16 protein-coding genes and 2 pseudogenes are annotated in these 18,782 nt (G+C 64.0%); 2 read left to right on the top strand and 16 right to left on the bottom strand.

The window, feature by feature from the left end; genetic code table 11:
- Positions 1 to 150: 150 nt before the first annotated feature.
- The 11 genes and pseudogenes from tilS to ACTGJ9_RS12640 all read right to left on the bottom strand — a co-directional run bounded on the left by tilS (position 151) and on the right by ACTGJ9_RS12640 (position 12,219).
- Positions 151 to 1,220, bottom strand: a pseudogene (gene tilS, locus ACTGJ9_RS12690) (tRNA lysidine(34) synthetase TilS).
- 67 nt (positions 1,221 to 1,287) lie between these two features.
- Entirely contained in the window at positions 1,288 to 2,307 is a 1,020-nt protein-coding gene (gene ybgF / locus ACTGJ9_RS12685; RefSeq protein ID WP_456677310.1) for a tol-pal system protein YbgF, read from the bottom strand.
- 184 nt (positions 2,308 to 2,491) lie between these two features.
- A complete protein-coding gene (pal, locus tag ACTGJ9_RS12680) occupies positions 2,492 to 2,980 on the bottom strand; it encodes a peptidoglycan-associated lipoprotein Pal (protein WP_456677309.1) in 489 nt (162 codons plus the stop codon).
- Positions 2,981 to 3,251: 271 nt separating this feature from the next.
- On the bottom strand, positions 3,252 to 4,001 hold the full coding sequence (locus tag ACTGJ9_RS12675) for an N-acyl amino acid synthase FeeM domain-containing protein (RefSeq protein ID WP_456677308.1): 750 nt from the start codon (positions 3,999 to 4,001) through the stop codon (positions 3,252 to 3,254).
- Between the two features lie 158 nt (positions 4,002 to 4,159).
- On the bottom strand, positions 4,160 to 6,487 hold the full coding sequence (locus ACTGJ9_RS12670; protein ID WP_456677307.1) for a putative bifunctional diguanylate cyclase/phosphodiesterase: 2,328 nt from the start codon (positions 6,485 to 6,487) through the stop codon (positions 4,160 to 4,162).
- A gap of 244 nt (positions 6,488 to 6,731) precedes the next feature.
- Entirely contained in the window at positions 6,732 to 8,081 is a 1,350-nt protein-coding gene (tolB, locus tag ACTGJ9_RS12665; RefSeq protein WP_456678511.1) for a Tol-Pal system beta propeller repeat protein TolB, read from the bottom strand.
- Between the two features lie 41 nt (positions 8,082 to 8,122).
- Positions 8,123 to 9,082 (bottom strand): protein TolA, encoded by a 960-nt coding sequence (locus ACTGJ9_RS12660; protein ID WP_456677306.1) that lies wholly within the window; start codon positions 9,080 to 9,082, stop codon positions 8,123 to 8,125.
- Positions 9,083 to 9,086: 4 nt separating this feature from the next.
- Positions 9,087 to 9,539: a protein TolR gene (gene tolR / locus ACTGJ9_RS12655; RefSeq protein WP_456677305.1), complete on the bottom strand. Its 453-nt coding sequence runs from the start codon at positions 9,537 to 9,539 to the stop codon at positions 9,087 to 9,089.
- A gap of 43 nt (positions 9,540 to 9,582) precedes the next feature.
- The gene (gene tolQ, locus ACTGJ9_RS12650; RefSeq protein WP_027532430.1) at positions 9,583 to 10,299 is read right to left on the bottom strand and encodes a protein TolQ; all 717 of its coding nucleotides are present in this window, start codon (positions 10,297 to 10,299) and stop codon (positions 9,583 to 9,585) included.
- A gap of 404 nt (positions 10,300 to 10,703) precedes the next feature.
- A pseudogene (locus ACTGJ9_RS12645) lies at positions 10,704 to 11,413 on the bottom strand (SDR family NAD(P)-dependent oxidoreductase).
- 38 nt (positions 11,414 to 11,451) lie between these two features.
- Positions 11,452 to 12,219, bottom strand: coding sequence for a serine O-acetyltransferase (locus ACTGJ9_RS12640; RefSeq protein WP_456677304.1), 768 nt, complete (start codon positions 12,217 to 12,219; stop codon positions 11,452 to 11,454).
- A gap of 315 nt (positions 12,220 to 12,534) precedes the next feature.
- On the opposite strand from ACTGJ9_RS12640, the gene ACTGJ9_RS12635 reads away from it, so the two are divergent.
- Positions 12,535 to 13,698 (top strand): acyl-CoA desaturase, encoded by a 1,164-nt coding sequence (locus ACTGJ9_RS12635; protein ID WP_456677303.1) that lies wholly within the window; start codon positions 12,535 to 12,537, stop codon positions 13,696 to 13,698.
- Between the two features lie 208 nt (positions 13,699 to 13,906).
- Here the strand turns inward: ACTGJ9_RS12635 and ACTGJ9_RS12630 are convergent, their stop codons facing one another.
- From ACTGJ9_RS12630 to ACTGJ9_RS12610, 5 genes are all read right to left on the bottom strand, one after another.
- Positions 13,907 to 14,398: a DUF2852 domain-containing protein gene (locus ACTGJ9_RS12630; RefSeq protein ID WP_426409171.1), complete on the bottom strand. Its 492-nt coding sequence runs from the start codon at positions 14,396 to 14,398 to the stop codon at positions 13,907 to 13,909.
- Positions 14,399 to 14,517: 119 nt separating this feature from the next.
- Positions 14,518 to 15,258: a TetR/AcrR family transcriptional regulator gene (locus ACTGJ9_RS12625; protein ID WP_456677302.1), complete on the bottom strand. Its 741-nt coding sequence runs from the start codon at positions 15,256 to 15,258 to the stop codon at positions 14,518 to 14,520.
- Positions 15,259 to 15,385: 127 nt separating this feature from the next.
- On the bottom strand, positions 15,386 to 15,751 hold the full coding sequence (locus tag ACTGJ9_RS12620) for a hypothetical protein (RefSeq protein ID WP_456677301.1): 366 nt from the start codon (positions 15,749 to 15,751) through the stop codon (positions 15,386 to 15,388).
- Positions 15,752 to 15,809: 58 nt separating this feature from the next.
- The gene (locus ACTGJ9_RS12615) at positions 15,810 to 16,214 is read right to left on the bottom strand and encodes a YciI family protein (protein ID WP_456677300.1); all 405 of its coding nucleotides are present in this window, start codon (positions 16,212 to 16,214) and stop codon (positions 15,810 to 15,812) included.
- 116 nt (positions 16,215 to 16,330) lie between these two features.
- On the bottom strand, positions 16,331 to 16,696 hold the full coding sequence (locus ACTGJ9_RS12610) for a nuclear transport factor 2 family protein (RefSeq protein ID WP_456677299.1): 366 nt from the start codon (positions 16,694 to 16,696) through the stop codon (positions 16,331 to 16,333).
- Between the two features lie 329 nt (positions 16,697 to 17,025).
- Between ACTGJ9_RS12610 and ACTGJ9_RS12605 the strand changes: the two genes are divergently transcribed.
- Positions 17,026 to 18,690 carry a methyl-accepting chemotaxis protein gene (locus ACTGJ9_RS12605; protein WP_456677298.1) on the top strand — a complete coding sequence of 555 codons (1,665 nt, stop codon included), beginning with the start codon at positions 17,026 to 17,028 and terminating at the stop codon, positions 18,688 to 18,690.
- Positions 18,691 to 18,782: the final 92 nt, after the last annotated feature.

Below are 18,782 nucleotides of genomic sequence, written 5' to 3'. Positions count from 1 at the left end.
CAAGGGAACGAGATGGGACTATTTATCCCATCTTAGAGCGATTCCCGCTGAAATAATGGCGTCGAGGCCCGGGTTTTTCCTGCCTGGTTAAGGTGTCCTGACGGCGGCCCGTCGCAACGGCCGGTGTCATGATCCGCCCTCATCCGCCGTTCAGGCCCCCTTTACGCTTCCTCGGGACCGCCGGGCCGGCGCTGGCGCGATGTGGATACGCCCCCCGGCAAGGCTGATCAAGGCTCCCGCCAGGGTCTGCTTCAGGATGGCACGGCCGTTTGCGGGTGCACCGGGGCTTGCCGCCACGGCGTGATCGAGCGCGGTCAGCAGGGCCTCGACCTTGCCGAGTTCCGCCGGCCCCTCGTGCCCGAGCGCGTCGATCGCCCGCAGCAAGAGCCGCAGCCGGACTTCTTCCGGCAGCCGCGCGAAGGCTGCGGCCTCGAAACTGCGGACCCCGGCTGCGTCGCATCGCCGCGATCGTGCAAATTGAGGAACCGCTCGGCGCCGTCGGTCAGCACCTCGACCGCCGCATTCGCCCGGGCGAGCCGCGCCGACAGACGGACCAGCGTGCGGGCATCGCCGCCCTCGGCGGCAAGCTGCGGCAGCAGCGCCCGCAGCCGCGGCCGCGTGAAGGCCGCGTCGCGATTGGTGGGATCATCGGCAAACCCGATCCTGGCGCGCTTCAGGGTGGCGATCAGCCGCGATTTCGGCACATCGAGCAGCGGGCGGGCCAGCACGAGGCCATCGCGCATCGAAAGCCGCGCCATCGCCGACAGCCCGGCAATGCCGCTGCCGCGGAGCAGCCGCATCAACAGGGTCTCGGCCTGGTCGTCGCGGGTGTGGGCGGTCAGCACATGGCCCGCGCCGGTTGAGCGCGCGGCTTGCGCGAGCAGGCGGTAGCGGGCTTCGCGCGCGGCGGCAGGCAATCCCGTTGCCGGCTTTGGATCGCGCCAGCGCAGCGTCCGGTGCGTCAATCCGAGTTCAGTGGCGAGCCGCTTGACCTCGCGCGCCTCGCGCGCCGCCTCCGCCCGCAGGCCATGATCGACCGTGACGACGGTGAGCTCCGGGCCGCGCGCGAGGCTGCGCCGCCACCGCGCGGCGAGCCACATCAGCGCGACCGAGTCGGGCCCGCCGGAGACCGCGAGCACCAGCGCGGGCGCGCTTTTGAGGTCGTCGAAGAGGCGCTTCGCTTCGCGCGCCGAGATCGGTGAGTTGTCGTCGTCTGACATGACGCTGCCTGGCAATCGTCAGACCTTAGCGCAGCACCATCCTGGTGTCAGCGATCAACCCTGCGGATCAGCACTTCACCCGCTTCTGCTCGCGGTCGACGGCGGCTTTGACACCGGCCGAGGCGCGCGGATATTTGCGGGCGACCTCGCCGAAGGCGGCGCAGGCGGCCTCCTTCTCCTTCAGCGCGGCGAGCGACTGGCCGAGCCGCAGTAGCGCATCCGGCGCCTTGGCCGATTTGTCGTACTTGGTGGTGACGGCGAGGAAGGCCTCTGCCGAGTCGCGATATTGCTGGCGCTGGAAATAGCTTTCGCCGAGCCAGTATTGCGCGTCGCCGAGCAGCGGGTCGCTCGGATACTTCGCCGCAAAGTTCTTCATGGTCTGCTCGGCGAGCGCATAGTCCTTGCGCTGCATGTAGCCGATGCCGAGGTCGAACTCGTCGCGCGGCGTCGCCGAGGGCGGCAGTGTTGCGAGCCCGGTGCCCGCGGCCGGCGGCGGATAGCCGGGCTGAGCCTGCGGATAGCCGGGCTGAGCCGGTGCCGCTGCCTGCGGATAGCGCCCGCCATTGTTGGAGAGATCGAGCGGCGCGCCCGCCGGCATCGGCTGCTGACCGCCACCGAGCGCGCGCGGCGCGCCGGGCGCATTCGGACTCTGGCTCGGGTCGAACGCATCACCACGGCGGCGCATGCCGGGCGCGCCGGGGCCCGGCTGCTCCTGAACGATCGGCGCGGGAGCCGCGATCTGCGGCTGCTCGTAACCCGGCTGCACAGCCTGTTGCTGCTGCGGAGGCTGCTGGCGATAGCTAGGGGCGACCTGGGCGGGCGGCACGGCCGCGACGTTGGGCTGTACCGGCGCCTGTCCGGGCGCGCCCGGCGCACCGCCCTCGAGCGCCCGCAGCCGGTCCTCGAGCTGGCGGTTGCGATATTGCAGCTCTTCGTTCTGCCCGGTGAGCTGGCGCAGCTGGTTCTCCAGCCGCTCGATCCGCATCTCGGGATCACCGTCGTCCGACTGGGCGAAAACGGGCGAGCACAAAGAGAGCAGCGCGGCGATCGCCACGGTGCCGTTAATTGCCTTGAATTTGGATGACATCTTGCCCTGACGACGAAAACAAAATCTGCGACGGAACATGCGACGCGCCACACTTTGAAAGGCAGTACGCCAAAAATGTGACTGGCACCACGGGGTTTCTGTCACAGATCGCTGAAACGAAACCGGCGCCCGAGAGGGCGCCGGCATATTCAGTTTCCAAAGATGAACGGCAGCTGACCGAGTGTCAGGAGCTCGCGTTCAGCACGGTCACGGCGCGGCGGTTCTGCGACCAGCAGGAGATGTCGTTACACACGGCCACCGGGCGCTCCTTGCCGTAGGAGATCGTGCGCATGCGGTTCGCATCGATGCCGCGCGAGGCGAGGAACGCACGCACCGACTGGGCGCGGCGGGCGCCGAGCGCGATGTTGTATTCGCGGGTGCCGCGCTCGTCGGCGTGACCTTCGATGGTGAAGGAGTAGCGCGGATAGGTCTGGAGCCACTGCGCCTGCTTCTCGAGGGTCACGATCGCCTGCGGGGTCAGATCGGTCTGGTCGCTCTCGAAGAACACGCGGTCGCCCACGTTCACGACGAAGTCCTGCTGGCTGCCCGGCGTCGCCGCGCTCGCGTTCGCGTCCATACCCACGTTCTTGTTGGCGCAAGCGCCCATCGACAACGCGATGGCAAGCACCGCGGCCAGCTTCAATCCCTGGAGGATACGCATAGGATATTTCATTCCGGAGCCTCCACGCTCACGTTCGTCCACTGCTGTCCGGTCTACAGGGGGTTGGTTAAGCGAACGTTCCGTCAACCTTGACGGAACCTTGCCTCAGCCGGTCAAATGCCCCCAACCAGCGAAAAGCACCCATTGTGGTTAATGGGTTGTAAATGTGGCGCGAGGGTGAAGGCAAGCGGCGTGAGCCGGCAAAAAGCCCGGCTCTGCTGGAATTTTGGGCTCTGGCCGAGGGGGCCCACACAATGCGGCGAATGGACGGAACCGAAGCCGGTCAGCCCAGGGTCGCGGCAGAGGCAGGACTGAGGGGTGCTGAAACGAGAACCGGCCGCAGCACAGCCTGGCGCTGATTATTGCGATCGAACAGCATCCGTCGTTCAAACGCGTTCGAACGCATGATGGGAAAGCGTGTCAGCACCTTTTCCCGGAGGTTCTTGAAATCGGACGCCATCAACGACGTCTTCATCGTATGCCAGCCCGGAAAGGCGCGCGGTTCGGCGACGGGCTCATGCAAAAACACGCGGCGGTAAAATGGCTGATGATCGGGACGGACCATCGCGAGGCCGGTATCGGCATTGAAATATTCGCAAGCCAGATAGGCCAGCCGGAGGGTCAGATAGGGGAGCTCCGGAAGTCGCTTGGCTTTCTCGGGATCGGCGGCAAGCCGCGCTGGATCGACGAAAACCTCGCCCCGATCGAGGCGTCTGTGGAGAAAATCGCCATACAATTCGGTCGAATAGGACATGCGCCATTCCTGCGTCAGGAGATGTATGCGGACGGAACTGCACAGCTCTCCATCGACGTAAACGCCGAATATCCAGACGTTGGGTGCGTCGTCATAGACATCGCGGACCTGACAGGTCTCGGATGGCAGGATCAATCCGCTATTCAGATACGCCTTGTAGCGCAGAAAGTAGACTGCATCTCTGTCTTCGGGAGTCTCGATCAGCCGGTAGTCGATGCGATCGAACAGCGCCGCGCCGCGCACCAGCGACGGCTTGCGTGGCTCCGCCTGAGACAACATCCGATACTCCCAACTTCAAATCAACTTCCGCGAGTATCGAAAGATTAAAGGTTCCTTAATATAATTGCAAAGCTTTAGGAGGCTTAGGGTTAACCTTTGGGCCCGCAAAACCCCGGATGCGGCCCATGTCCAAGGTGAAGGTGGAGCGTCGCGCGAAACTAGGCGAGTGATCGCGAGGGGACGACGGTCAGATGGTCATGCAAGCGATTGCCATGCGAAGCATTGAGCAATTGCCGGACCCGCACCGCCGGAACCGGACGGCTGAACAGGTAGCCCTGTCCTTCGGTGACGGTGCCATCAGCGCTGATCAGCTCGAGCTGCTCGCTGGTCTCGATGCCCTCGACCACGACAGCCATGCCGAGGTCTGCCGACAGCCGCGCCACGCCACGCAACAATGTCAGCGGGCGATCGGTGTCGATGCCCTCGAGGAAGGAGCGGTCGATCTTGACCTTCTGCATCGGGAAGTTGTGCAGATAGCTGAGGCTCGAATAGCCGGTACCGAAATCGTCCAGCGAGATGCGTACGCCGAGCGCATGCAGCTGCGACAGGATATCGTGGGTGAGCTGGGTATTGCGCAGCAGCGAGGATTCGGTGATCTCGATCTCGAGGCGGTGCGCCGGCAGGCCCGAGACTTCGAGCGCGTAGCGGATCTCGCTGAGCACGTCGCGCTGGTGGAATTGCTGCGGCGAGAAGTTGACGGCGACGCTGACGCTCTCCGGCCATTTCATGCATTCCATGCAGGCCCGGCGCAGGATCCAGCGGCCGAGATCGACGATCAGGCCCATGTCCTCGGCGACGGGGATGATGTCGACCGGCGAGACCGTGCCGCGGACCGGATGATTCCAGCGCAGCAGCGCTTCGCAGGTGGTGATCCTGCCCGACCTCAGATTGACCAGCGGCTGGTAGAACAGCTCGAACTCCTCGTTGGCGAGCGCCTTGCGCAGGTCAAGCTCGAGGATGCGGCGGGCTTCGACGGTGGCCGCCATCTCGTCACGGAAGAAGCAGAAGGTGCCGCGACCGTCGGCCTTGGCGCGGTAAAGCGCCATGTCGGCGTTCTTGAGCAGCGTGTCGGCGCTGACGCCCTCCGGCGGCGTCAGCGCGATGCCGACGCTGGCGCCGATCTCGACCAGGTGATTGTCGATCCGGTAGCGCTCGCTCAGGCGCTCGACGATACGGCGGGCAAGGCTCGCTGCATCCTCGGCCAGGTTGATGTTCTGCTGGAACACGACGAACTCGTCGCCGCCAAAGCGAGCGACGAAGTCCTCGGGCCGCAGCATCTCGCGCAGGCGGTTGGCCACCGCACACAGCAGCTGGTCGCCGCAGGGATGGCCAAGCGTGTCGTTGACCTGCTTGAACTGGTCGAGGTCGACGAACAGCAGCGCGGAGAGCCGGTCGGAATGACTGGAGGCCGCCAGCAGGGATTCGATCTGGTTGCGAAAATGGACGCGATTGGGGAGCGCCGTCAATTCGTCGTACCGGGCAAGATGCGTGATCTTTTCCTCGGCATTGCGCCGCTCGGTCACGTCCTCGAGCAACAGCACTGCGCCGCCGTCGGCCATCGGCTGGACCGTCCACGACAATGACCGGTTTCGTACTGCGTCAGGATCGATCGTAACGATCTGCTGCGCTTGCGAACTCTCGATCCCGGCGATGACCATCTCGCCGCTCGCGGCCGAGATGGAGCCGGAGCTGACGCACGCGGCCAGGATGTCACGCGCGGTGGCGCCACCCCGAACGAGATCGTTGGGGAGGTCCAGCATCTCGCCGAACCGGTGATTCATCACCGCGAGCTGTCTGTCGACGCGGAACATGCACAGACCGTGCGGCATGTTGTTCAAGGCGGTATCGAACTGCCCGGCAAGCGCCGCTTCGCGTTCACGCGCCACGACCGCGCGCATGAATATTCTATGCAGGTTGGCCGAGAGCTGCATGATCGCCAGCAGAAACGCGCCGCTGACGAACGCCATCGCGATGTAGTAAGGCGTGCCGCGTACTGCCAGGGCGATGACCGCGGGACCGAACTGAAGAACGGCCTGCTGGTGAAATATTGACGGCCGACCGTAAGCTCTTCCCGCTCCTCCGGCCACGATTCCGGTGGTGACGGACAGAGCAATGAGGTGGACTACGGCGTCATCGTTGCTCAGCAAGGCGATCGAGCACCATGTGCCGATCGCGGCAGCCTGAATCAACGCACCGATTCGATAACGCTTCTGCCACTTGGCAGCTTCTTCGGCGGTGAGGGCCGACTTGCGCGGGTTGAAGCGCCGCAGATCGAACACCCGGATCGCGCCTGCAACGACAAGAAACAGGGCGCACGCCCAAAGCAGGGTTTGTCCCGTCTTCAGCGCGGTCAGGCCCGCCGCAAAGGCGACGAAGACGACACCCGCGAATAACGGGCCGGACGCTTCGAACAGCGAATCGATCAGCGCCGCCGAAAGATTCGAGGGTTTTTGATCGATGCCGCCTGTCTGGCTTGCGAGCTGCATTTTGGTTCGTACGCGCGTCCTGTTTGGCACGTACTTTTACCCACACCAGATGAAGCCTTTCTGAGGGAACATCGTTAAAGTCGAGTTGTTTTTCGGCAATAGCGAAACTGTTTCCGCTGAAATATCAAGCAACTAGGCAAGCCTTGCCGGGCACAAGGTGAAGGAAAGCTTGCCGCGCACGCAGAAACCCGAAAAATCGGCGCTTCTTTTTCGAAAACGTCGCGCGTTGCAGGACGCGTGCGGTCTATTGGCCCGCGGTCGCGGACAGCAGCGGCGACCACGCCGGATCGGAGGCGAAGCCCGGCGTCGGCACCTTCAACTCGTTGCGGCCCGAGATGTCGACGGAGAACAGCGACGGTCCGCTATTGCCGCCGGGATCGCGGAAGAACATCAGCACGCGGCCGTTCGGCGAGAAGGTCGGGCCCTCATTGTGATAGCCGGAGGTGAGCAGCCGCTCGCCGGAGCCGTCCGGCTTCATGACGCCGATCGAGAACTGCCCGCCGCCTTGCCTGGTGAAGGCGATGTAGTCGCCGCGCGGCGACCATACCGGCGTCGAATAGGTGGCGTTGTTGTCGTCCTTGGAGAAGGAGATGCGCTGCGCCTGTCCGCCGCCCGCCGCCATCACATAGATCTGCGACCTGCCGCCGCGATCTGACTCGAAGCAGATGCGGGTGCCATCCGGCGAGTAAGACGGAGACGTGTCGATCGCCGGCGTGTCGGTGAGGCGCGTGGTCGAGCGCGAGCGCAGATCCATCACGAACAGGTTGGAATTGCCGCCCTGCTGCAGGCTCATGATGACGCGCTGGCCGTCAGGAGAGAAGCGCGGTGCGAAGGTCATGCCGGGGAAGTTGCCGACGATCTCGCGCTGGCCGGTCTCGATGTTGAAGAGATAGACCTTCGGATCGCCCTGCCCGAACTCCATATAGGTGATCTCTTGCGAGTTCGGCGAGAAGCGCGGCGTCAGCACGAGGTCGGCACCGCGGGTCAGATAGCGCACATTGGCGCCGTCCTGATCCATCATCGCAAGCCGCTTGACGCGGCGCTCTTTCGGCCCGGACTCGTCGACGAACACGACGCGGCTGTCGAAATAGCCTTTCTCGCCGGTCATCTGCTCGTAGATCTGGTCGGAGATGATATGGGCGATCCGGCGCCAATATTCCGGCGAGGTGAAATATTGCTGGCCGGCGAGCTGCTGACCGGTGACCACGTCCCACAGGCGGAATTCGGCCTTGAGCCGGCCGTCCGGCTGCCGCGTCATGCGGCCGGTGACGAGGGCCTGCGCGTTGAGGGTCTTCCAGTTCTGGAATTGCGGCGCGACGTCGATGTTGCTGATGCGCTCGATGAAGGCGGCCTGGTCGATCGGAGCGAACAGGCCCGAGCGCTTCAGATTGTTGGTGATGACCTGCGTGACGCCGTTGCTGACATCGCCGTCGGCGGGCGAGCCCGGCACGAAATTGGTGATCGCGATCGGGATCGGACGAAACTCCGTGGGATCGATGCGGAGCCGCCCCTGCGGCTGCTGGGCGAAGGCCTGGCCGCCCCCGAGCAACGCAAGCGTCGATCCGGTCAGGGTCATGAAACGGCGGCGGTTCATCGATCGAACGTCATTCATCGCAAAATTCTTTTGTTCGGATGTCACAACATATCTTTCAGGCCGAAGGTCATCGGAATGAGCTTCCAGCTATCGTATTGCTGTTTCGGCAGGAACGAATAGACTTGGCACTGCACGATAGCGCGCTTGGCACTCTCCGCCACCGCCTGGGCGATCGACCGCGACGGTCCTCGCACCGCGACGATGACCGGCTCCGAGGCCAGCGATCCGTCGACCTTCATGGGAATGTCGATGTCGGCTTCGTACAGGTTGGCGTCCTGCCCGTTATAGGTGGGCGTGAAGCAGCGCTTGACGGCGCCCTGGAATGCACCTTGCCACGTCGCGACATTGGTGGCGGCCGTCCCTGACGTCGAGCCCAGCGAGGCGGACGCATTCAGCGCCGCGCCGGCAAGCTCATGCCGGGTCGCCGCACGCTTGTCGAGGTCGCGCTGAATCTGCGCGGGGTCGAAGCTGCGCTCCTTGGGCTTCGGCTGCTGCTGCGGCTGCACGGCCGCGACCTTTTGCTCAACCAGCTTGGGCGGCGGCTTCTTGGTGTCCAGCTTCTTCTGGAGCTCGGCGATCGGATCTTCCTTGGCCGGATCGGGCTTCTTTTCCTGCGGCTTCGGCTCTTCTTTGGGCTTGGCCTCGGCGACCGGCTTCGGCGGATCGGGCTTCTTCTCGACCGGCTTTTCGACAGGCTTCGGCGGCGTATCGGGGGTCGAGTTGGTCTTGATCAGCTCTTTCTTCTCGGTGACTTTGCCGACGGCGTCTTCCTCGGGCTTGGCCTCGGCGATCTTCTCGACCTTAGGCCTCGGCTCTTCCTTCTTGCCGGTCTTCTGCCCGTTGGTGATTTGCGCGAGCTGGTCGGTGGAGATGATGTCGATCGGCAGCGACTCCTCCGGCGCGATGAAGGCCTTGCTGCTAAAGGTGAGCAGGCCCCATCCAATCACGAGGACGTGGAGGGCAATCGACGCAACGAGTGTCTTGTCGACGTTCACCTTCACCGGCTTAGGACCCCTGATCCGCCTCGGTGACGAGCGCCAGCTTCTTAAAGCCCGCGCCCGACAACAAACCCATCACCCTCGCCACCGTGCCGTAATCCGCCTTCTTATCGGCGCGCAGATAGATGCGCTCCTCGAGCCCGCCGCGCGCGTCCGTGATCGCCTTCAGCTTCGGGATCAACTCGTTCAGCGCCACCTCGGCGTCGTTGATGAACACCTTGCCTTTGATGTCGACCGACATCTGCAGCGGCTTCTGGTCGTTCTGGTCGAGGCTCTTGGCTTGGGTCTGCGGTAGGTCGAGCGGCACGCCCACGGTCAGAAGCGGCGCCGACACCATGAAGATGATGAGCAGCACCAGCATCACGTCGACCATCGGCGTGACGTTGATCTCGGCCATGACCGGCTTGCGCCGGCTGCGGCGCCCGCCGCCTCCGGACGAACTGGCTACGTTCATGCCCATGGATTGGTGCCCAATCTCGCCTTCACACTATACATGTCGTCCGTCAGCCCCGCTCGTCGATCTGACGCGACAGAATGGCCGAAAATTCATCAGCGAAGCCCTCGAGCCGCTGGGCCTGCCGGTTCACCTCGGAAGTGAACTTATTGTAGAAAATAGTGGCAGGAATGGCGGCGATAAGGCCGACCGCGGTCGCAAACAGCGCTTCCGCGATGCCGGGGGCGACCACCGCCAGAGAGGTGTTTTTCGATGCCGCGATCGACTGGAAGCTCGACATGATGCCCCAGACCGTGCCGAACAGGCCGACGAAGGGGCCGGCGGAGCCGACGGTCGCGAGCACGAGGAGCCGGCGTTCCAGCCGTTCCACCTCACGGGCGATCGAGACGTTCATGACCTTGTCGATGCGCATCTGGAGGCCCGCGACCGAGCGGGCGTGGCTTTCGAAAGAGCGCTTCCATTCGCGCATCGCGGCGACGAAACACGCTGCCATGGAATGGGTCGGCTTGGCCGAGAGCGTGCGATAGAGCTCCTCGATCGACTCCCCGGACCAGAACGCCTGTTCGAACCGGTCCATCGAACGCCGGGTGCGCGCGTAAAGAAAGATCTTGTCGATCGCGATGGCCCAGACCCAGACCGAGCAGGACAGCAGGCCCAGCATGACGCATTTCACGATCCAGTGAGCCTGCCAGAACAGCGCGATCAGCGACACGTCGGCGGAGGCGGCAACCGGAAGGGCGGACTGAGCCACGTCGGCCGGGTTCATCAGCAGTATCCTCTCAAGGCGATCGTTACCTATGCCCCGGCGAGCCAAATGGCGGCCGGTTCCCCTACAGCCGCGCTGGAACCGGCGCGGCCGGCAAGCCCGCTCAAAGCCTTGTCTTTCTGGGGTGCAGGGGCTTGTCCAAAGCCGCCGCCTGCATTCCCTGCCAAGATGTCAAAACTAAGGGCCTCGACGACAGCTCCGGGCGCGATTGTCCCTCATTACCAGAGCCCGACGATGGTTAATGCCGGGTTACCGGGGGCGAATTTGGCCGCGAGAAAGAGAGGCAGCGCAGGCGGTTGGGGACACCGGGCGCGAGACATGGTGTCGCCTGGGATTGCCGGAGAAAGGTGCGGGCCGGAACACGGTCGGTTCCCTCCCTGCAACGCCTTTCGGCGCCCCCACCCTCACCACTTCTCCTTCGAGGTCCGGACGTCGAGCTCGAACGACCAGGCCCGCTCGGGCTGGCGGTAGAGGAATTCGAAGGCATCCACGATGCCCGCAATGCTGATCAGGCTGTCCTCGCGGCCCGCCGCGTCGGGAAAGCGCGAGAAGATCTTGTCGCCGGCGATGGCGCCGTCGACCACGACATGGCCGACATGGATGCCGTCGGGCGCATATTCCTTGGCCATGGCCTGCGCCAGCGTGCGCACGCCTGATTTGGCCGAGTTGAACGCGCCGTAGCCGGAGCGCCCGCGCAGTGAGGCGCTGGCTCCGGTGAACAGCAGCGTGCCGGTCTTCTTCGGCACCATGCGGCGCACCGCTTCGCGGCCGAACAGGAAGCCGCCGAAGCAGACCACGCGCCAGGCATTCTCGAAATATTCGGCGTCCATCTCGATGATCTTTCCCGGCGTGTTGTTGCCGCGTTGTAGATCGCGAGGTCGAGGTCGTCGCCGGCAGCATCGAACAAGGCGGTGATGTCGCCCTCTTTGGTCGCGTCCGCGACGACCGGCGTGGCCACGCCGCCGGCCTTCGCGATGTCATCCACGACCGCCTGCAGCGCCGGCTGCGTCCGGCCCGCGACGATCACCCTGAGCCCCTCGGCTGCAAAACGCTTGCAGAGCTGGGCCCCAAGGCCGCGCTCCGGTCCAACGCCGATCACGATTGCCGTCTTCATTGCAGGCTCCGACGATTGAAAGCTGATGATAGGGTGAATCACGCCGCAGAAGCGGGCTCGGGGCAGTTGGTCAGCCGCGCGGGATTGCCGACCGCGGTGCAGCCGCCGGGCACATCTGACGTCACGACCGTGCCGGCGCCGATCTTTGCGAAATCGCCGATGCTGACGTCGCCGAGAATGCTCGCGCCGGCGCCGATATAGACACCGCGCCCGATGCGCGGCGAGCGCGTCGGCAGTTCACTGCCGCGGCCGATGCTGACGCTCTGCAGGATGGTGACGTCCTCGCCGATCACGACATTGGCGCCGATCACGATACCGGTGGCGTGATCGAGATAGACAGCCGAGCCGATCTGCGCGGCGGGATGAGTGCTGACTTGCAGGACGTTCGACGCATCGTTCTGAAACAGCAGCGCCGCATCGACGTGGCCGCGGAGCCAGAGCCAGTTCGAGACACGCCAGGCCTGCAGCGCGACATAACCCTTGAAATGCAGCAACGGCGCCAGCAGGCTGGCGATGGCTGGATCGCTGCGCACGATGGCCTGCAAATCGCAACCGGCCGCTTCGATCAATTCGGGTGAGCCGTGAAAGGCATCGAGGGCAAAGGCTGTGAAGCGCGCGCGTTCAACGGCGCTGCGCCCAAGGCGATGCCCGATCAGATCGGCCAGGGCCGCCGCAAAATCATCATGCGCCAGAATCGCGTCGGCAACGGCCTTGCCAAAGACCGGATCGGCAGCAGCGGCGCGCTGCGCCTCGCCGCGAATGTTTCGCCAGAGGCTGTCGCTCGCCAACATCGCAGCATGTGCCATCGTCGCTTCCGGAGTTTTGACGCATCCTTCTTGCCTGTCGAATATAGGCCGCGGCCAAGCCGCGCGCCACGGCACGTCAGCGGAACTGTCGCTATCCGAGCACCATGCCGCAGGTCCCCGTGAGGCTACGTGCTTGCAAGCCAGGCATCCGCGACCATATAGTCGGTTGAGTTTTCGGCCGAAACAGCTTTGGCCGGGATGCCCACGCAAAGCATCTTTTTCAAGATCCCGCGGTGGTCTGCCATCCGCGGGTTTTTCGTACCCGGCGGCCTTCGCTGCCGACACGAAACCCCTCACCCAAGGTCACGCCAAGACATGTCGCCCAACGCGCCCGCCGACGACCAACACGACGACATCATGTACCCCTCTGCCGTGCCGTTCCTGCTGGTCCATCTCGGCTGCATTGCGGCGATCTGGTCAGGCGTGACCTGGCAGGCTCTCGCGATCTGCGCGTCGCTTTATGTCGTGCGGATGTTTGGCATTGGCGCAGGCTATCACCGCTATTTCTCGCACAAGGCTTTTGCGACCGGCCGGGTGTTTCAGTTCGTCCTGGCTTTGCTCGCGCAAAGCACCGCGCAGAAGAGCGTGTTGTGGTGGGCGGCCAAGCATCGGCACCATCATCTGCATTCCGACACTGAACACGACGTGCATTCGCCGCGTCAGCGCGGGTTCCTGTACAGCCATCTCGGCTGGATCTTTGACCGGCGCCATGACGCCACCGACCTGGTGAAAGTCGGCGATCTCGCGGTCTATCCGGAGCTGATGTGGCTGCATCGTCTGGAGCTTCTGCCGGCCGTTACGCTCGCGGTGCTCTGCTTCCTGATTGCGGGCTGGTCGGGTCTGGTCGTCGGCTTCCTGTGGAGCACGGTGCTGGTCTATCACGCGACCTTCTGCATCAATTCCCTCGCGCATGTGCATGGACGCAAGCGCTACGTGACGGGCGACGATTCCCGCAACAACTGGCTGCTGGCGCTGCTCACTTTGGGTGAGGGCTGGCACAACAATCACCACGCCTACCAGAGCAGCGTGCGACAAGGCTTTCGCTGGTGGGAAATCGACGTGACCTATTACGTCCTGAAGGTGCTGTCCTGGTTCGGAATCGTGTGGAACATGAAGACGCCGCCCGAGCTGGTGCTGCGCAACGAGCAACCGCTCGGCGCACGCGTCATCAATCGCGCAGCCCGCGAGCTTGCCGGGCGGTTCGATGCGCACGCGCTCGCGCACGCGATCTCGTCCGCGCTGCACCGGGCCGAACTGGCCGCATTGCAACTGCCGACGCTGCAGGACATCCTCGATCGCGCGCATGACGGCGTCGATGCGCTGACGCACCTGCATCTGCCGAGGATTCCGACCCGCGACGAGTTTCTCACCGAGGCCAAGGCTATGTTCGCGCGAACGCGTTCACTCAACGAGATCGTCGATCACGCCTACGAGCACTTCCTGACATCGGTCCGCGCGCAGCTCGCCACGGCGCGCTGAAGCTCGCGGCCATTGCGCGCCTGGCCCGATCGAGTTCGCTTGCGCAAGTCTTGGTGCAAGTCTTGGCGCCTGACGATGGGATCCAGGTTCTGACCGGCCCTTGAAAACCAAACCGCCCGCCTGCGGGGTGCGCAAGCGGGCGGCTCGGAGCCATCAGGACTTTGGGGGCACGCGCCTGAAGGCTTTGAGAGGTGCGATCTTGTCGGGATCAGCCCTGCTGCTGGTCGGCCGGCGGCGGGGTCGGACGCGTCTTGTGCTGGGCCATGAACTGGTCGAACTCTTCCTTGTCCTTGGCGTGGCGCAGACGGTCGAGGAAGTTCTTGAATTCGACCTGCTCCTCCTCGAGCCGCTGCAGCGTCTCGGTGCGGTATTCGTCGAACGCACGGTTGCCGGAGGACGGCGGGCCGAAGCCGAAGCCGAAACCACGGCGCTCCATGCGACCGCGCATGCGGTCCATCTTGTACTGCATCCGCTCCATCTTGTTCTGCCAGCGATCCTGGTTGCTCCAGCACGACATTCTTCTGCTCCCGAGTGTGAAAAAGAGAAGGGCAAGTCCGATCGGCCACCAGATGATGAAGCCGAGGATGGTCACGGCAATCCAACCGGGATGCCATGGGGTATCGAGCATGTGGGGCCGCTCATACTGTTGCTGTTGGTCCGAGGGGCCGCGCCAGCGATTGACATCAGCGGTGTAGGCCATTTCCCTTCTCCATCACGGCATCTGCCGTTGTGAATGTAAATAACATTTACATAGCTAGACCATCCCGCGATTTTGTCAAGCTGGCGGCCTGACAGGGTAGCGGAATTATTTGCGCAACTTTATTTCGGCTTGCCCCAAGGACCCGCTGGCGGCACGCCAGAACCGGAGGATGCCTCCGGCGGCACCGGCGGCGGCTCGGCGCTTTTCGCCTGCGGTCTGCGGTCGGTCGGGAAGCCGAGGCCGCGCAGATAGATCAGCACCTCGGCTTCGAGCAACTCATCCGGCGACATCGGCAGTTTTCGGCGCGCGGCGTCCCCGCGGGCGAACAGTGAGGCGACGCCATGCGCCATCGACCAGATGTGCAGCGCCATCATCATGGCCGGCGGACGCGGCGTACCGGGCGGGGCGAGCGCCGCCAGCCGCTCCGCGGCAGCGCGAATGACGTTAAAAGCACGCTCGCTTGCGGCCTGCAGCGCTGCATTGGCATCGACCGGCAGGCCGGATTCGAACATCGCGTTATAGAAAGCCGGCTCCTCGCGGGCGAAGGCGAGATAGGCCCGGCCGACCCGCTCGAATGCGGTGACGGTGTCGGGGCGCCCGTCATCCCAGGCGGCCGTGAGACGCGCTTCGAACTGCTCAAAACCGCGCTGGGCAATCGAGGACAGCAGTTCGTCGCGGTCGCGGAAATGCCGATAAGGCGCGGCAGCACTGACACCGGCCATGCGCGCGGCATCGGCAAAGGTAAAGCCGGCCGCGCCCTTCTCGGCGATCAGCCCGAGGGCGGCCTGCAACAGGGCTTCCTTTAGATTGCCGTGGTGATAGCCGCGCTCCGCGCGGCCCTGCTCCTTGCGCCAGCTCATGTGAACGACCTTTACATGAGCCGGCGGTGAAGGTCACTAGCGCCGATGGGGCGTGGTGAACCCGTGCTTCCACGGTCAGGCCCGGGCCGATGCGACAGCACCGCGCCCGGACACGACGTTCCCGGACCTACATCTGCGGGATGGCCAGCACCGGCATGACCTCGACGGCCTCGCCGGGAAAGATCGCGAAGTGCGGATGGTTCTCGAACAGTTTTGCGGCGGCCTCCTGCGAGGCAGCCCGCACCACCGTGAAACCGGTCAGCGCATTGCTGACCTCGGCGATGCCGCTCGCGTCGATCTTGCGGGTCTTGCCGAGCGGGCCGCCGATCTCCACGATGACGTCCTTGTGCTTCTCGACCCAGCCATACCAGGCGGCCATGCCCTCGCGCTCCCTGGCCTTCCGTTCGGCCTCGGGAAGCGCATTCCAGGCCGCCATTTTCGACCCGTTCATGCTGCCGAGATAGACGGCGAGGAATTTGTGTTCGGCGCTCATCGGTTCTCTCCTTGTTGATCGATGGACGACAGAAGCGCGTCAAGCGCAACCGCCGCGACTAGGTCTTCAGATCGTCGAAGCCGGCGGCGGCGGCCTGCACCTCCGGCGGAAAGTCGGACATTTCCTGCACCTGGCGGATCTCGATGATCTCATTGGCCGAGGCCGGGCACTTCTTCGCCCAGGCGATCGCCTCCTCGCGCGAGCCGACCTCTATCATCCAATAGCCGCCCAGCATTTCCTTGGCCTCCGTGAAGGGGCCGTCGGTCACGACAGGCAGGCCGGTCGCAAACGAGACGCGGGCGCCCGTCGACGGCGGATGCAGGCCGTCCAGCGTGATCAGCACGCCGGCATCCTTCAGCGCCTCGTTGTAGCGCATCATCGCGGCGACGCGTTCGGGATCGAGTTGCACATCCGCCGGCGCCGTCTCGTAGCCGAGCGGAATCATCAGCATCATGAATCGCATGCGGTTCCTCACTGAGGACATAGGCGGACAGCAAGGCCCGCGCTCCCTGGTAAGACGAACGAACTTTTGCCAAGCAGACAGGGCCGTGAAAAATTATTTCAGAGGTCGTCGCGGCGCTAGCGCGACTGCGGCACGAACCGGCCGTCCTGAAAAGCGGCTCCGAAATAGACCTCGATACGGCGAACCTTGCGACCTGCGAAGGTGAAGAACTCCGTATTGCGAAAACTCCTGCCGTCTGTTGCCAGACAGCGATAGGTGACGAAGGCCTCGTTGCCCCCGACGAAGATGCGCTCGATGTCGTGGCGCGCAATCCAGCCGGTATCGCGCCAGCAGCGCTCGAAATAGGCGGCCTTGTCGAGGTCGTCATCGAACGGGCTGGTGAAGCGGAAGTCGTCGGCGAGCGCATCGCTGACCCGTTGGCGGTCATTGGCGAGATAGGCGGCGAAGAGAGTTCGAACTTGGTGCTCGCGGTCGTCAGGCATTGGGCACGTCCCTGGTCATCACGCCCATGGAAGACGATTGACTTGCCCTCTCGCCGACATCTCGCCGCAAGGATCGATGGCGGAACACAAAAATGCCTTCGGAACGCGACCGTAGAACTACGGTCGCAAATCGCTCACTTATGAATTTCGCAGTGCTTATGGAGCCAGAAGATGCGTCAACCGAACGATGTGGTCATCGCACGTGCAACTACGGAAACCCCGCAGCCGCGTGCGGACGTTTACAGTTGCTCAACGAGCCCATGCAACTTTTCCGTTTAAGCGACGCGGTACCCCCGTCGATTCGCCACCAGATCATTGCGGAGCATCAGGTGTTCCATTTCCAGAGCAAGAAAGTCAGGCACGCGGTCGCAGAAGTCGAGGCGCTCGACCGATCGCAGGCGGTGATCGAGTTCGGTCTCGACGGCACCATTCTCGATGCCAACGAAAATCTCCTGAAGATGAGCGGCTATTCGCTCGCGGAGATCAAGGGCAAGCACCACAGCATCTTCGTCAGCCCGGCCGAGCGCGAGAGCGCCCGCTACCGTGATTTCTGGGCCAGCCTGAATCGCGGCGAGTTCCAGACCACGCAATACAGGCGGTTCGGCAAGAACGGCAAGGAACTTTGGGTCCACGCCTCCTACGCGCCGCTGCTCGACGAGAACGGCAAGGTGGTCAGCTTCATCAAGTTCGCCACCGACATCAGCGCCTACAAGATGAAGAGCATGGAAGAAGCGGGCAAGCTTGCCGCGATCAACCGCGCCCAGGCCGTCATCGAGTTCAACATGGACGGCACCATCGTCACCGCCAACGAGAACTTCCTCAACGCGATGGGTTACTCGCTCGACGAGATCAAGGGCAAGCACCACGGCATGTTCGTGACGCCGGAGGATCGTGCCAGCTCAGCCTACGCCGATTTCTGGGCGCGGCTGAACCGGGGCCAGTTCGAGGCGGCCGAATACAAGCGGCTCGGCAAGGGGGCTAAAGAAATCTGGATTCTGGCAACCTACAACCCGATCCTCGACGAGATGGGCCGGCCGTTCAAGGTGGTGAAGTTCGCAACCGACGTGACCGCCCAGAAGATGAAGGCCGCCGACAATGACGGCCAACTTGCCGCGATTCAGAAGTCGCAGGCGGTGATCGAATTCAACATGGACGGCACCATCCGCACCGCCAACCAGAACTTCCTGGGCGCAATGGGCTATTCGCTGCCCGAGATCAAGGGCCAGCACCACAGCATGTTCGTCGAGCCGAGCGAGAAGAATTCGGCGGCTTATCGGCAGTTCTGGGAGAAGCTCAATCGCGGCGAACACCAAGCCGCGGAATATAAGCGGATCGCCAAGGGAGGACGCGAGATCTGGATCCAGGCGTCCTACAACCCGATCTTCGATCTGAATGGCAAGCCCTACAAGGTAGTGAAATACGCCACCGACATCACCGCGCAGGCGATCGGGCGCAAGAAGGCCGAGAATGCGCGCGGGCTGATCGAGGCGGTCGCGGCGGGCAGCGAGGAGATGAGCGCCTCGATCCGCGAGATCTCCGAGACCATGGCGAAGTCGCGCGAGAGCTCCAGGGTTGCGGCCACCCGCGTCGAGGCCGCCGACGGCCAGGCGCAGCGGCTGAACGCGGCCGCGCAGGCCATGAGCGGCATCGTCGAGATGATCGCCGGCATCACCGGTCAGATCAACCTGCTGGCGCTCAACGCCACGATCGAATCGGCGCGCGCGGGCGAAGCCGGACGCGGCTTTGCGGTGGTCGCCTCCGAGGTGAAGAGCCTCGCCAACCAGGCCAAGCAGGCGACCGACACGATCACCTCCGAGATCGACGCGCTGAACACGATCTCCGGCGACGTCGCGAGTTCGCTCACCGCGATCAAGCTCGCGATCGCCGGCGTCAACGAGTTCATCGCCTCCACCGCCGCCGCGGTCGAGGAGCAGAGCGCGGTGACCGCTGACATGTCGGCGAACATGCAGCGCGCATCTGCGGAGCTGTCGTAGTCGCGGCTTCACTGCTGCGGGCCACGCCGATCGCGGCAGACGCCGCGCATGGTCGACGGCTGGTTATTGCTCTGTTTGCTAGTCGAAAAACG

Origin of the sequence: Bradyrhizobium sp. RDM12 (genome assembly GCF_051917485.1) — a bacterium.
GTDB lineage: Bacteria > Pseudomonadota > Alphaproteobacteria > Rhizobiales > Xanthobacteraceae > Bradyrhizobium.
Note: the sequence above shows the minus strand (reverse complement) of the source record. Positions and strands in the feature narration are given on the sequence as shown.

Excerpts from the sequence above, each read along its gene's own strand:
- ybgF (WP_456677310.1), bottom strand. The coding sequence starts at position 2,307 with ATGTCATCCAAATTCAAGGCAATTAACGGCACCGTGGCGATCGCCGCG.
- pal (WP_456677309.1), bottom strand. The coding sequence starts at position 2,980 with ATGAAATATCCTATGCGTATCCTCCAGGGATTGAAGCTGGCCGCGGTG.
- ACTGJ9_RS12675 (WP_456677308.1), bottom strand. The coding sequence starts at position 4,001 with ATGTTGTCTCAGGCGGAGCCACGCAAGCCGTCGCTGGTGCGCGGCGCG.
- ACTGJ9_RS12670 (WP_456677307.1), bottom strand. The coding sequence starts at position 6,487 with ATGCAGCTCGCAAGCCAGACAGGCGGCATCGATCAAAAACCCTCGAAT.
- tolB (WP_456678511.1), bottom strand. The coding sequence starts at position 8,081 with ATGAACCGCCGCCGTTTCATGACCCTGACCGGATCGACGCTTGCGTTG.
- tolR (WP_456677305.1), bottom strand. The coding sequence starts at position 9,539 with ATGGGCATGAACGTAGCCAGTTCGTCCGGAGGCGGCGGGCGCCGCAGC.
- tolQ (WP_027532430.1), bottom strand. The coding sequence starts at position 10,299 with ATGAACCCGGCCGACGTGGCTCAGTCCGCCCTTCCGGTTGCCGCCTCC.
- ACTGJ9_RS12640 (WP_456677304.1), bottom strand. The coding sequence starts at position 12,219 with ATGGCACATGCTGCGATGTTGGCGAGCGACAGCCTCTGGCGAAACATT.
- ACTGJ9_RS12635 (WP_456677303.1), top strand. The coding sequence starts at position 12,535 with ATGTCGCCCAACGCGCCCGCCGACGACCAACACGACGACATCATGTAC.
- ACTGJ9_RS12630 (WP_426409171.1), bottom strand. The coding sequence starts at position 14,398 with ATGGCCTACACCGCTGATGTCAATCGCTGGCGCGGCCCCTCGGACCAA.
- ACTGJ9_RS12625 (WP_456677302.1), bottom strand. The coding sequence starts at position 15,258 with ATGAGCTGGCGCAAGGAGCAGGGCCGCGCGGAGCGCGGCTATCACCAC.
- ACTGJ9_RS12620 (WP_456677301.1), bottom strand. The coding sequence starts at position 15,751 with ATGAGCGCCGAACACAAATTCCTCGCCGTCTATCTCGGCAGCATGAAC.
- ACTGJ9_RS12615 (WP_456677300.1), bottom strand. The coding sequence starts at position 16,214 with ATGCGATTCATGATGCTGATGATTCCGCTCGGCTACGAGACGGCGCCG.
- ACTGJ9_RS12610 (WP_456677299.1), bottom strand. The coding sequence starts at position 16,696 with ATGCCTGACGACCGCGAGCACCAAGTTCGAACTCTCTTCGCCGCCTAT.